Genomic DNA, 13,043 nt, shown 5'->3' with positions numbered 1-13,043 from the left:
ACTACGCCATGCTGGACGAAGCAGCCATGGCCGCATAACTTAAACCAAACGGTCTCCGGTAAATCCGGTGCGGTTCACACTCACCATTAACGCGCTTTTCTAGCTCGTCGCTGCGGCCAATTTTGAAGTGTTTGCGCGATTACAGAAGATAAACCCAGCCATCTCGCATCGTGGTTAAGCGGGCTTCATCTTGAGAAACCTGTGGGGAACTAACCTCGGGCAGGATTGCAATGAGGTCGTGCTCACCTCGCTCTACGGCACGATCTCTCAGTGCAGAGATAACTGCGTCCCTACTCCCAAAATGATTAGCAAAAGTGTTCGGACTGATGAAACCGTGAGTTTTCTGTACGTAAAAGCGTAGTTCAGCTTTTGAAGGAGGTTTGCCGCAGTGGCGACAGGCCTCCGCGTACCTATCCAAAACATGTTCATTCGAAATGCCTGCCTGCATCTCGTTTGGCACCAATCCCGCATCGGCCACGACGTCATTCCAACGGAGCCACAGCTTTCCGTACCAGTCGCTTTCGGTAATTCCGGTCTCTTTGTGAAACTGAGCCTTACCCCCGTTATTTTCAGCGAAGTGACACAATAGACACATTATGATCTATTGCCAAAAATGATATTTTCTGCTCGGGAGCTACAATTGAAACATATTAATTTTGCGAGATTGTTCATCACAATTTCAAGCTTATTCCTATTCTTATCCATAACAGCCTTTTTTATATTAGCGACATCGCTTGGATTTCCGCTAGACTATGATCAGTCGATTTCGGTGGTTAAGCAAATAACGCCAGTATTCATTGGCTACATTGGCCAAAGTGCATATTATTTGATTTCAAAGAGTAGTGAATTACTAGATATTTCTGGTGTAAGAATAAAACTACTATATATTCTATCAATATCTCCTTTTTTGATATTTTCATCTTTATTCTGCGCAATAATCTTTGCATTCAGCGCTTCAAATTTTCCTGACAATCCGCCAGGCGAAGGTATGTCATTCTCTCAACTTACAGATTGGTTTACAATTATTTTGGGTCTTTTCGCAGCCACTGCATCGATAGTAACAGCATGGATTTTTCAAGGAGCCAAATCCAATGACTAGAAGAGTTATTCTAATAATTACTGCTTTTTTGCTGATATTTACATCACCCGCCTATTCAAAAATTGTAAAGATCAAGGAGCAATCTAAAGCAACTTTTGGCACCATTGAACTAGCGGAAGACATCTTGAAGAGTTTTCAAGGATTGACATTGGATGGCGATCCTTACCCCCCACATGAGCCAAAAGGAACGAAAATTCACTGCCATATGCGAGTCGTTGAACAGAGATGTTTCGACGACCAAGGCATTATACAGGTTGAATCGTTGATTCCAGTACTTCCAGAAAATCTACTGATGGAGATTGGTGGATTTAAATTGCCGTTTGGAGAAGCGAAATTTCGTGAAAAAAAATTCTGGCGAAACATAGATCAATTTGAATCACATTTGGACGATTACAGTCCAATTGATAGCCGCTGGGCTTCACCATATTATTACAAATGGCTGAGTTCTGATAGAAATAAAAAGTCTGCTGAAGTCTTAAAGTTAATCCAAAGCATATATCGTTATCACAGTGCTCAAAGCAAGGTGGATGAATTTGGCTTCTTTATTGCAGATGTAACGCATCCCCAGTCCAAACGGGTCAACAAATCGTTGCAATTTTGTTGGCTGTCATTCAAGCCAACCGATCCATTTGCTAGTCGATGTACAGCAATTTTTGCTGTGATCGACGATATGCCCTTTGTCAGATTTATCTACGGATATTACAATGGAGGGTACATGTTTGAGGAGGCAGTTAGGCTATCTTGTATATCCAATTCTGAAAACTCAACAAAAGACACAATCGAGGCGGTGTTCGGCAATCTAGAATCAGCATTGGAAAAATCAAACAGTGGGTTTGTAAGAAACTCTGACAATACTTTTGTTGTTGAGGAAGAGTGGGGGGGGCGAGGTATCCTAACACTAGATAAGAAGTTCAAACCTTCAGCATGGTTTCCCAGTAAACGCGAGGCGACTCAGATTACTCTGAAAGCAACTTTCGGGGCGTCAGAAAACGATATTGACATCGTGCTGAATTATTCATTTCTGCTATCTGCTCAAAACGTTGGGAATGTACAAGACATGAGCGTGCCGAGTGAAACACAGAATGACTACTACGGCGAGAAAATTCTAGAGTCATTGTCAGCAATAAAGTCATGCTCGAAAGCGTAATTTTTGTCAGAAATCATGCCAACCTGGATGATCAACATGAGACAAATCGAGTTTGCTTACAATCAATAAGAGTACTTTAATCAAAATGCAACTTTAGATGAGGTCAAGGACGCCGGAGGTGAATACGAAGAAGATAAGCGATAGCAGGCTAAAATGAGCCGCTTATGCGTCTCAAATGAAGGTACTCGCTCCATAGTAGACCTATCTTACTTGCTCAAACCAGTCATTCGCAACGAGCACGGTAAAGGCAGATTTGTCCGCATAGCTTCCATTAATGCGCATCTGCAGCGAAAGGCAGTTATACGCCCATACCAGCCGGAAGCATGCGCCGCCCAAATGACCCGCTCACCTCGCAGCCTCCACGCAGGACGCGTTAGTCTTCAGCGCGAGATCCGAACGCTCATCACTGCGGCGAGACAAAAGTACGCGCTGCGGCCCTGAGCACGCTCCGAGCGCGGGAACTGCCGCCCGTGGTCCATTCAATGTTCGGCCGCCGATCATCATGTCTGATGAGCGGCGGCCGATAGCACCTTAGTCCGTCAAACGATCAGCTCAGTGTGCCGTTGTACCAGTCGTGCAGCTTGACTTCGGTCGAGCTGCCGGCATCGCTGAGCATCTTTGCAAACGCTTCCGGGTCTTGGGTTCCGCCGTCGCGGCCGCGGTAGTGATAGGGAATGGCCATGGCGGGCGCGAATTCGGCCACCGCGTCAGCTGCCTGTTCGGCCGCCATTGTAAACGGCAGGTTCATGCACACGAAGGCGAGATCGATGTTTTCAAGCGCCCGCATTTCCGGTGTGCCTTCGGTGTCGCCGGAGATGTAGACGCGGGTGCCGTCGATGCTCAGTACAAAGCCGAGGTCGCCACGGTCCTTCGGATGAAAGTCGAGCCGGTCGGCGGAGATGTTGTACGATGGAATAGCCCCAATTTCGATGCCCATCATGGTCGTGCTGCCGCCCGGGGCGATCACTTCCGTGCGCGCCTGCAGATCCTCGGGCATCATGTCTTTCACATCGGCGTTGGTCAGGATCGGCACCGCGGCGAGTGCTGCGAGCAGATCGGCATTGTAGTGGTCGCCGTGCCGGTGGGTGATCAGGATCATGTCCGGCTTGGCCATCCCCTCATACTGCGAAGCCTCGCCGACCGGGTCGACATAGACCGTGCCTGCCGGCGTTTCCATGACAAAGGAGGCGTGCTCGACCGGATGGATCACGATCTTGCCGTCCATCAGATTGAAACTCGCTGCATGGGCTGCGGCCATGCCAAGCGATGGCAGAAGAGTGACTGCTCCCAAGGCGGCGCTGCCACCGATGATGAAGTTGCGTCTGGTCGTCATGACATTCTCCTTTGACTTCACTGTGTCTGGTTGATTGGCACTGTTGAGATCATGTCAGATGCATCACGGCGGCGAAATTTCAAGGTTTCCTGCATCTCTGGCAAACCGGCACAGCTCACCGCAAGATCCGCACCCACCGCGCCAGATTGAGCAGGCTCATAAGGGCTGCGGCGACATAGGTGAGTGCAGCGGCCTTGAGCACGCTGCGCGCGCCGGCGAGGTCCTCGTCAGCGAGATAGCCGCCCTCGCGCAGGATCGGCAGCGCCTTGTTGAAGCTGGCGTCATATTCAACCGGCAGGGTGACCAGGTGAACCAGAATGCGGACAGCAAGCAGGCCAACGCCGATGACGGCGAGACCGAGAAAGGCCAGAGGCGAGCGCAGCACCAGCGCCAGTATGGGGGCGGCGATGAAGAAGATCGAGGCGATCTTGTCGGTTGCCATGGCAAAGCCTGCCAGCGACTGTCGCAGCTTGAGCCCGCGTTCACCGCGATGATGCTGCAGCGCGTGCCCGACCTCGTGCGCGGCGACAGCGACAGCGGTGAGGCTCGCGCCATCGAAATTGGCTTTTGACAGGCGCACCACGCGGGCTTCCGGATCATAATGATCGCCCGCCTCAGTCGCCTCGACGCGAACACCTTCAAGCTCGAACCGCTCGACCAGATGCTTCGCCATCTCACCGCCCGTGCCCGGAAAATCCGGACGATGAGCGCTATGGCGGCGCATGGTGTGGCCGACCCAGTATTGCGGCGCGTAGATGGCCGCAAGCACCACCAGGAAACCGAGAATACCAAGGATGGCCATGTCAGGCGCTGTCAAGGAATGAGTTGATCATGAGACTTAGATAGGGTGCGGGGTGCTTTTGATAAAGGGCGGGACGTGTCGTCCGCGATGCGGCATTGTCACATCGCAACGAATGCTAACGGACGACCTGCGCATATCCGGGTTGACGTCAACGCCAATGTGGCCTTCGATAAGCTAATATCTTGTCAGGGTGCCAAGCCAAACAGGCGAAAGCGCTGACAGTCTTGAAAGGACCGCCGATGATCCGCCCCCTCGCCGCCCTCGCCTCGGCCACCATTGCACTTGCCCCCTTCGCTGCCTCCGCGCAGGAAGCGGCGATCTACAGCGGCATGGATGCCGTCCATCCCGTCTGGGCGAAATCGGCGATGGTTTCGGTGCAGGAGGCGGTTGCTGCAGACGTGGGGCTTCAGGTGATTAAGGATGGCGGCAATGCGGTGGATGCGGGGGTTGCCGTGGCGCTGGCGCTGGCGGTCACCCTGCCCCGGGCCGGAAACCTGGGCGGCGGTGGCTTCATGATGGTGCATGACGCCAAGACCGGCGAGACCAAGGCGATCGACTACCGCGAGATGGCGCCCGCCAGTGCGACACGCGACATGTATCTCGATGCCGACGGCAATGCCGACAGCAATCTGTCGCGTTTTTCAGGTCTGGCAGTCGGCGTACCCGGCACAGTGGCCGGCATGCAGCTGGCGCTCGAGGCCTTTGGCACCATGACGCTGGCTCAGGCCGCGGCTCCGGCGATCAGACTTGCCGAAGACGGCATCACGGTGACTGCTGATCTGGCCGACAGTCTCAAGGCGCTGGAAAAGCGGCTGAAGACCTGGCCGGCCTCGGCTGCGATCTTCTACAAGGAAGACGGCAGCTTCTATGAGCCCGGCGATGTGCTCAAACAGCCGGAGCTGGCGGCAACCTTGAAGGAGATCGCAGCCGAAGGGCCTGACGGTTTTTACAAGGGCCCTGTGGCGGAAGCGATCTCGGCGTCCGTGAAAGAGGCCGGCGGCTCGATGAGCCTGGAAGATCTGGCGGGTTACAAGGCCGTGCTGCGCGAACCGGTCAGCGGCAGCTACCGGGGCTACGAGATTGTCTCTATGCCACCGCCAAGCTCGGGCGGCACCCATATCATCGAGATCCTCAATGTGATGGAAGGCTATCCGATCGGCTTTCTCGGGCACAATTCCTCCGACACCATCCATCTGATGGCGGAAGCCATGAAGCGCGCCTATGCCGACCGTTCGGAATATCTCGGCGACCCGGATTTCACCGATGTGCCGGTCGCAGCACTCACCTCGAAGGACTATGCGGAAAAAATCCGCGAGGGCATCAGCCTCAACCGCGCCACGCCCTCGTCAACGATCAAGCCCGGCACGCTGACGCCCTATGAGAGCGACCAGACCACGCATTTCTCCATCGTGGACAAGGACGGCAACGCGGTGTCCAACACCTACACGCTGAATTTTTCCTATGGTTCGGGCATGACGGCGGCGGGAACTGGCGTACTGCTCAACAACGAGATGGATGATTTTTCCGCCAAGCCCGGCGTACCCAACGCCTATGGCCTGATCGGCGGCGAAGCCAATGCGGTGGCGCCTCGCAAACGGCCGCTGTCCTCAATGAGCCCGACGATTGTGCTGAAAGACGGCAAGCCGTTCCTCGTCACCGGCAGCCCCGGCGGCTCGCGCATCATCACCACCACGCTGCAGGTGATCTCCAACATGATCGACCACGGAATGAACGTCGCCGAAGCCACCAACGCGTCGCGCATCCACCACCAATGGCTGCCTGACGAAATCCGCGTCGAAGAAGGCGGCCTGTCGCGCGACACGGTGGCGGCACTCGAAGCCAAGGGCCACACGATTGCGGTGGGAACCGTCATGGGTTCGACCCAGTCGATCCATGTCGACGCCGAGAAAGGCCTGCTGCTCGGGGCATCGGACCCGAGGCGGACGGGATCGGCGACTGTGGGGTATTGAGGGCGGGCTTTCGAGCCAGCAGTCGCGGCTTTATCATGCGGGCGGGCGCTGCGTCGCCCGAACCACGCTGGCCGAGGCCAATACCAAAAGGCCGGCGGCGGTGTTTTCCGGCTTGTTTGCCCATATCGCCGCAACCGCCAGCCGCCGCACCTGCCGTCATATAAGCGAGGCAGTGCGCATTCTCCACGCCACCGGCGTCGAGATCTCGTCGCTGCGCTCGGGATGGGCCGACATGGTCAGCCGCCACCGGGCGATCAAGCTGCATATTGTCATAGACATACGCCTCTTTGCCCAAAGTACTGGCCATGAAGCCGGCCAATCCGCCGCCAAGCGAATGGCCGGTGAAGACAATATTGGCCGTCGGATTGGCGGCCTTGACCGCGTTATAGAATTCGCCCGCAAACTCGATCTGGCCGGAGGTCGCGCCCACGCCGGTTATCCAGCCATTGAGGACATCATTGCCGTTCAACTGGGAGTAATTGTCGGTGCCGCGATAGGAGATGACGATGGTGCCGGCACTCAGAGTGTCAACGTCGGCGGTGAGCGTGTAGGCCGACGCGTAGAAGCCGGCGGCGGCGGCACTGCTCAAAGCACCTGGGGCTTGACCTTCCTCATAAAAAACCTCCTCAGAATCTGTTTCTATCGTTGCGTTACCGATGGCTGACCCGTTTAACACAATCCCGGCATCATAACCTCGATTGTAGGAATCCATTGAAAGGATGGCAAGAAACAGATCACTGGAAATTTCTGTCGACATTGTCACTTGCTCCTAATTACGTAATTTGGAAGAAATCTCATAGGGTTACCGTATGGCAGTGCCTTATTGAGCGGAATGCAGACCTCGTCCTCTTTGAGGCAAGGCAGCACCGCCTCCACCCGGCCGTTTGTCACCGGCTCATCGGTGATCGCAAGCGTGATCGAGGTGAGCGTGTAGCCCGGGCCGAAGCTTGAGGCGAGATTGTCCGGGTTCACCTGCTTCACGCTCGCCGGATCCTCGATGTCACCGAAGGTCACCAGCAGCGGGTATTGAATGGACGGCACGGCAATGGGCTTTGCCGCAGCGCCTTGCCGGTTTTTAATCTGCGCGAACAGGGCCTCGTCAATCACCCGGCCCTTGCGGCCCGAAAGGCTGGCTGCGGCCACCGACCCCATATATTCTTCCGTGCCCGCGCCTTTCATGAGGGCGAACAGATAGCGCGGACTTGACGCGGAAGGCCTCAGATCAACAACCACCGCCTCGCCGGTCACCTTCAGGCTCCAGCCCATCCCCTGCGCCTTGATGGCGTGCTCTTTCCAGCGCACCGCGCTGACGCTCGAGCCGGACACCGGCCCATCGGGCGTGTCGATCACGATGGTCATTTCCTGATGCCAGTCATAGACCGGCGTGCCAAACCTCGGATAGAGCAGCAGCACAACGATCGCAGCGACGACCAGCCCGACAATCCAGCCCAGCAGCTTTAAAAGAAACGTCATGCGGCTGGCTCTACCGGACAGCCGTCAAAGCCTTCTGTGCCCAGAATCCCCCACACCGTAATAGTATGTTCTTCCAGCCGACTCATGAAACCGCCCATCCGTTGCAACCGGAACACGAACACCGAATGCAACAGCGCGCAACCCTGAAATTCGGGGGAAACAGCCAAGTGGATGACTGATGGCTAGCGCGGCTGGAACCCGCCTTGATCCCGCCCCCTTACGGCTTGCCGTTCTCCCAAACCACTTCCTGGCCGTAGAGCGGCACGGTGGAGATCGCCATCTTGGCGGAGCCGTCCTGGACCTGCTGTGAATTGATCAGGTAGATCAGCGTGTCGTTTTCCTTGTCGTAGATCCGGTTGACCACCAGTGATTTGAACACCAGCGAGCGCGATTCCTTGAAGACGACGTCGCCGTTTTCATCGAGATCGATGTCGCCGATGCTGATCGGGCCGGTCTGGCGGCAGGCGATGGAGGCATTCGACGGGTCCTCGAACCAGTTGCCTTTCTGAAGCCGGTCGATGATGCCGCGATCGAAATAGGCCACATGGCAGGTCACGCCCTTGACCTTGGGATCGGCAACCGCATCAATCAGAATATCATTGCCGAGCCAGTCGACGCCGACTTCGCCGACCTGATCAGCCAGTGCCGCAGTGGCATAAAGCGGTGATGCCAGGCAGCTTGCGGCAACGAGCCCTGCACAAAGCGTGGAACGGATTGATTTGCTGATCATGAACATTCTCCTTGCCCGATGAACGCGCAAGGGGATGGTAGGTTCCCCGGCATGTCACCGATAAATATGATGTCTTTGATATGGACCCTGAGCATGACAATTGAAAGATGCCCCGGTGAGCCGCGGCAAGTCAGATGGCGAAACGGCCGCGATTGTCTGCGCAAGGCACTGGCACTACTGCCTTTGGGCACGCAGAATCGCCCGCACCTCTACCTGATTGATGCGACCATTCCGACCGATCAAACCACTTCCATTTGGACATGATCGGCCTTAGATAGAGCCTATGACCAGTGCACCCGCGCCCGAACCCCAATCAAGGCTGCCTCAACCGATGCCGGTCGGTGGAATGTTGCCGCTCGCCCTGGGCCTCATTGCCGCAGCGATGGCCTCCGGGGCGGCCTTTGCTGCCTGGCAGGCAAACGGGCCGGCGATCCTGAATGCGCTCGGCGCCAGCGGTCTCGCCTGGTGTCTCTGAACAGATAACGCTGATGTCGTTTCCCGCCGCGCCTGACAGCGGCGGACCGCAAACGGCAGCCTCACTGGAGAATTTCATGAAAGCCATACGCCTTGTCCTCTGGGTCATTATCGCCGTCATGGCGGTGTCGCTTGGCTGGCTCACCTATGAATGGCAGCGGACCGAAAACGAACTCGCCGGCAAACCCTATGGCGTGCCGTTCGAGCTTGTCGACCAGTCAGGCAGCCCGATCACCCAGGCCGCCTTCCGCGGTCGCCCGACGGCTGTGTTTTTTGGCTTTACCCATTGCCCGGAGATCTGTCCCACCACCCTTTTCGAACTCGACGGCTGGCTGAAACAGGTAGACCCCGATGGCGACAAGATCGGCGCCTATTTCGTTACCGTCGATCCGGAACGCGATACACCGGAGATGATGGGATCCTATGTGTCGGGCGTCAGCGACCGCATCGTCGGCATTTCTGGTGCACCGGAAAAGGTCGAGGACGTCATCAGGGGCTTCAACATCTACGCCAAGAAGGTGCCCACCGACCCCAAAAATCCCGACGGCGACTACACCATGGACCACACGGCATCGGTGTTCCTGCTTGACGCGGAAGGTCGCTTCAAGGGCACCATTGCCTGGGGTGAAAACCCGGAGATTGCAGTGACCAAGCTTGAGAATCTGCTGAAAAGCTGATCCAGCTTGGGAACAATCCCTCAAGGGATTGGTTTACCCGCAGCATAGCCGGCCCGGGGGCGGCACGACAGGGGACTGGCATGGACGACATCGTTCTCAAACTTGCCGTGATCGGCGTAGCGGGTATTGCCGCGCAATGGTTCGCATGGCGGCTGCAACTGCCAGCGATCGTGCTGCTGCTTGTGGCAGGATTTGTCGCCGGCCCGGCCACGGGATTTCTCGACCCCGCCGCCGATTTTGGCTCGGTCTACCGGCCGATGGTGTCGATCGCAGTCGCGATCATCCTGTTTGAAGGCGGGCTGACGCTCAACTTCAAGGAAATCCGCGAAACCTCGACCGCTGTCCGCCGCATCATCATGTATGCGGGGCCGCTGACCTGGGGCATGGCCGCATTTGCCGCCCACCATATTGGCGGGTTGAGCTGGCCGACGGCAATTGTTCTGGGCGCTATCCTGGTGGTCACCGGCCCGACGGTGATTATGCCGCTTCTGCGCCAGGCCCAGCTTGATGCCCGTCCTGCCTCGCTGTTGCGCTGGGAGGCGATCGTCAACGACCCGATCGGCGCACTGTTCGCCGTCGTCGCCTTCGAAATCATTCTTGTTTATGCCGGGCTGCACCAGGCCGACAATCTGGTCGTGCTGGTGATTGTTGGCTTCGGTGCGGCTATCGGCGGCGGCTGGCTCGCCGCAAAGCTGATTGTCTGGTCGTTCGTCCGCGGCCATGTGCCCGAATATCTCAAGGCCCCGGTGCTGCTGGCCGCCGTGGTGGGGGTCTATGCCGCGAACAACCTGGTGCTGGAAGAAGCAGGCCTGCTCACCGTCACGGTGATGGGGATGGTGCTTGCCAACAGCCGTATCGCTTCGCTCACTGACATGCGCCGCTTCAAGGAAACCATCACCACGCTTCTGGTATCAGGCGTCTTCATAATCCTCACCGCCTCGCTGAGCCTGGACGAGATCCGCTCGCTTGACTGGCGTGCGGCGCTGTTTGTCGCCGCCCTGCTGCTGGTCATCAGGCCGGTTGCGATCATGCTCGCCACGATCCGCTCGGGCGCCACCATCCAGGAGCGGCTGCTCAGTGCATGGATTGCTCCGCGCGGCGTCGTGGCCGTTGCCGTCTCCGGCCTGTTCGGAACACTGCTCGCCGATGTTGGCGTCGAGGACGCCGGCCGGATGGTGGCCTTCACCTTTGCCGTCGTCGTCACAACAATCGTGCTGCACGGCTTTACGCTGGGGCCGCTGGCAAGCTTCCTCAAGCTCAAGAAGGCAACCAAACCCGGCATCCTCGTCGTGGGAGGATCACGCTGGTCAACAGCGTTTGCGAGCAAGCTCAAGGAAGCCGAGGTTCCGGTCATGCTGGCCGACCAGAACTGGAACCATCTGACTGAAGCGCGTCTGGCCAACATTCCGGTCTATTTCGGCGAAGTGCTGTCCGAATCCGCCCACCACAGCATCGACCCCAAGCGCTTTTCGAACCTGATCGCCACCGGTGACAACGACGCCTACAATGCGCTTGTGTGCACCGATTTCGGCCCTGAACTGGGTCGCAGCCACGTCTACCAGATCGGTCGCATTGACGAGAAGGCGCGTCAGGCGCTGAGCTTCACGCTGGGTGGACGCTCGCTGACCAAGGAACCGGTCAGCTTTCTCGATTTGCGCGAGAAGCTGCTCAATGGCTGGACCTTCCAGCTCACCCGCCTGACCGACGAGTTCAGCTGGGAAGACTATGAGGGCTCCCGCCCCGAGGGTGCGCTGATCCTGCTGTGGATCAAGCCGTCAGGATCGATCGTGTTTGCCTCCACCGCGGCCAACTCTCCGGGCACGAACGACCGGATCCTGAGTTTCGCGTTGCCCAAGGACGAGGCCCGGGCAGAAGCCGCCAGCAAGACCGCCCGCAAGGCGGAAGAAACAGCTGCCAGCAAGGCAGAAGCGACGGCCGCCAGCAAGGCGGCGAGCGACGAAGGAAAGAACCTCAAGTGAGCGACCACAGATACTATTTCCGTACAGACGAAGCCGGCGCCAAGCGTGGCCTCGATCGGCTCGACAGTTTTTTCGAAGACGAAGGCCTGCCTGTCGCCACCATGGAGATAGATGAAGAAAAAGAGATCTGGGAAGTTTCGATCTACGCCCCGGGCAACCCGGATGACACGCTCAGAGACCGCATCCGTGACTGCGTTGCAGGCGAATTCCCCGATGCGACGATCGAACTGGAGGTCTTTGGCGACACCGACTGGATTGCCAAATCACTCGAAGGCCTCAAACCTGTCCGGGCCGGTCGGTTCATGGTGCATGGCGCCCATGACCGCGATGCCGTGCGCACCCATGATCTGGCGATTGAACTGGAAGCCGGCCAGGCCTTTGGCACCGGCCACCACGGCACAACCGCGGGCTGCCTTGAAATGATCGAGACGGTGATGCGCGCCCGCCTCAACCGTCCGCGCGCTGTGGGGCCGGTGCTTGATCTGGGAACAGGCTCGGGTGTTCTCGCCATCGCCGCCGCCATGCTCGGCCCGGTTAAGGTTCTGGCCACCGACATCGATCCCGTCGCCACTCGCGTGGCCCGCGAGAATGTTCGCCATAACCGCGCGAGCGAGCAGATCCGTTGCGTCACCGCGACCGGGTTTCATTCCACCGCGTTCGGCGAGGCCGGCCCCTTCGGGCTGATCATCGCCAATATCCTTGCGCGGCCGTTGATGCGCATGGCGCCTGATATCAAGCGCAATCTTGCCCCCGGCGGCTCGGTGATCCTGTCAGGCATTCTGGCAAGCCAGCGCTGGCAGGTACTCGCCGCCTACAATGGCCAGGGCATGCGCCATGTCGAAACCCTGTGGCGCAATGGCTGGGTGACAATTCACCTTAAGTGACGGGGCCACCTCAAGTCACCAGCCCGCCTCAAGTGACCAGCCCCTCAAATGACTGGGCCAGACGGGCAAATAGCCACAACAAAAAACGGCCCCCAAGGGAGCCGTTCGCATTCGGTGCTGATCCAGGGCGCCATCATGGCGCGGTGTGGATAGCTTAGAAGAAGTAGGCCTGGGCGCCTTCGCGCTGAAGTTCTTCGCGGGTGCGGCCGATCGACTTGAGCTGCGTGTCATCCATCGCCAGCAGGGCACCATTTACATAACGGCGAACCTGACGTTCACGGGCACTGACGAGCCGGTCGAAGGCGTTCTGAAAGAAATTGACGGACATGTGGTAATCCCCTTTGGGTAAGTGATTGTTTCTGTCCTCCTGCAATCAGAAGATAGTCACTTCCGCGAGAATGTGCAGAGCTTATGTTGCAGTGCAGCTATGAAACTGATGCATAGCTGAACGCCGACCAATGCGTATTGCTGCATA

Annotated in this window: 13 protein-coding genes; 7 read left to right on the top strand and 6 right to left on the bottom strand. The window is 57.3% G+C overall.

Annotated elements, in window-relative coordinates:
- Positions 1–640: 640 nt before the first annotated feature.
- Positions 641–1,099, top strand: coding sequence for a hypothetical protein (locus WNZ14_RS21915; protein WP_342870821.1), 459 nt, complete (start codon positions 641–643; stop codon positions 1,097–1,099).
- Positions 1,092–2,246 (top strand): hypothetical protein, encoded by a 1,155-nt coding sequence (locus tag WNZ14_RS21910; RefSeq protein WP_342870820.1) that lies wholly within the window; start codon positions 1,092–1,094, stop codon positions 2,244–2,246. Before WNZ14_RS21915 ends, WNZ14_RS21910 begins: the two co-directional genes overlap by 8 nt.
- Before the next feature lie 547 nt (positions 2,247–2,793).
- Here WNZ14_RS21910 and WNZ14_RS21905 read toward each other — a convergent pair.
- Positions 2,794–3,579 carry an MBL fold metallo-hydrolase gene (locus WNZ14_RS21905; protein WP_342870819.1) on the bottom strand — a complete coding sequence of 262 codons (786 nt, stop codon included), beginning with the start codon at positions 3,577–3,579 and terminating at the stop codon, positions 2,794–2,796.
- A gap of 115 nt (positions 3,580–3,694) precedes the next feature.
- On the bottom strand, positions 3,695–4,396 hold the full coding sequence (locus WNZ14_RS21900; RefSeq protein WP_342870818.1) for a zinc metallopeptidase: 702 nt from the start codon (positions 4,394–4,396) through the stop codon (positions 3,695–3,697).
- 224 nt (positions 4,397–4,620) lie between these two features.
- On the opposite strand from WNZ14_RS21900, the gene ggt reads away from it, so the two are divergent.
- Positions 4,621–6,351: a gamma-glutamyltransferase gene (gene ggt / locus WNZ14_RS21895; protein WP_342870817.1), complete on the top strand. Its 1,731-nt coding sequence runs from the start codon at positions 4,621–4,623 to the stop codon at positions 6,349–6,351.
- Here the strand turns inward: ggt and WNZ14_RS21890 are convergent.
- The 3 genes from WNZ14_RS21890 to WNZ14_RS21880 form a co-directional block, all read right to left on the bottom strand.
- Positions 6,251–7,108, bottom strand: coding sequence for a hypothetical protein (locus WNZ14_RS21890; protein WP_342870816.1), 858 nt, complete (start codon positions 7,106–7,108; stop codon positions 6,251–6,253). The genes ggt and WNZ14_RS21890 overlap by 101 nt on opposite strands.
- Positions 7,109–7,110: 2 nt before the next feature.
- The gene (locus WNZ14_RS21885) at positions 7,111–7,824 is read right to left on the bottom strand and encodes a hypothetical protein (protein ID WP_342870815.1); all 714 of its coding nucleotides are present in this window, start codon (positions 7,822–7,824) and stop codon (positions 7,111–7,113) included.
- Positions 7,825–8,041: 217 nt separating this feature from the next.
- Positions 8,042–8,560, bottom strand: coding sequence for a CreA family protein (locus WNZ14_RS21880; RefSeq protein WP_342870814.1), 519 nt, complete (start codon positions 8,558–8,560; stop codon positions 8,042–8,044).
- 277 nt (positions 8,561–8,837) lie between these two features.
- Between WNZ14_RS21880 and WNZ14_RS21875 the strand changes: the two genes are divergently transcribed.
- From WNZ14_RS21875 to WNZ14_RS21860, 4 genes are all read left to right on the top strand, one after another.
- Positions 8,838–9,029 carry a hypothetical protein gene (locus tag WNZ14_RS21875; protein WP_342870813.1) on the top strand — a complete coding sequence of 64 codons (192 nt, stop codon included), beginning with the start codon at positions 8,838–8,840 and terminating at the stop codon, positions 9,027–9,029.
- 76 nt (positions 9,030–9,105) lie between these two features.
- A complete protein-coding gene (locus tag WNZ14_RS21870; RefSeq protein WP_342870812.1) occupies positions 9,106–9,705 on the top strand; it encodes an SCO family protein in 600 nt (199 codons plus the stop codon).
- An 80-nt stretch (positions 9,706–9,785) separates the two neighbouring features.
- Positions 9,786–11,684: a sodium:proton antiporter gene (locus tag WNZ14_RS21865; RefSeq protein ID WP_342870811.1), complete on the top strand. Its 1,899-nt coding sequence runs from the start codon at positions 9,786–9,788 to the stop codon at positions 11,682–11,684.
- Complete coding sequence (locus tag WNZ14_RS21860; protein WP_342870810.1) at positions 11,681–12,568, top strand: 50S ribosomal protein L11 methyltransferase; 888 nt, start codon at positions 11,681–11,683, stop codon at positions 12,566–12,568. Before WNZ14_RS21865 ends, WNZ14_RS21860 begins: the two co-directional genes overlap by 4 nt.
- Before the next feature lie 154 nt (positions 12,569–12,722).
- Here WNZ14_RS21860 and WNZ14_RS21855 read toward each other — a convergent pair whose 3' ends face one another.
- Positions 12,723–12,896: a hypothetical protein gene (locus WNZ14_RS21855; RefSeq protein WP_342870809.1), complete on the bottom strand. Its 174-nt coding sequence runs from the start codon at positions 12,894–12,896 to the stop codon at positions 12,723–12,725.
- Between the last annotated feature and the right edge of the window lie 147 nt (positions 12,897–13,043).

Origin of the sequence: Hoeflea sp. AS60, from assembly GCF_038900115.1 — a bacterium.
Taxonomy (GTDB): Bacteria; Pseudomonadota; Alphaproteobacteria; order Rhizobiales; family Rhizobiaceae; genus Hoeflea.
This window is presented reverse-complemented; position numbering and strand designations above follow the sequence as displayed.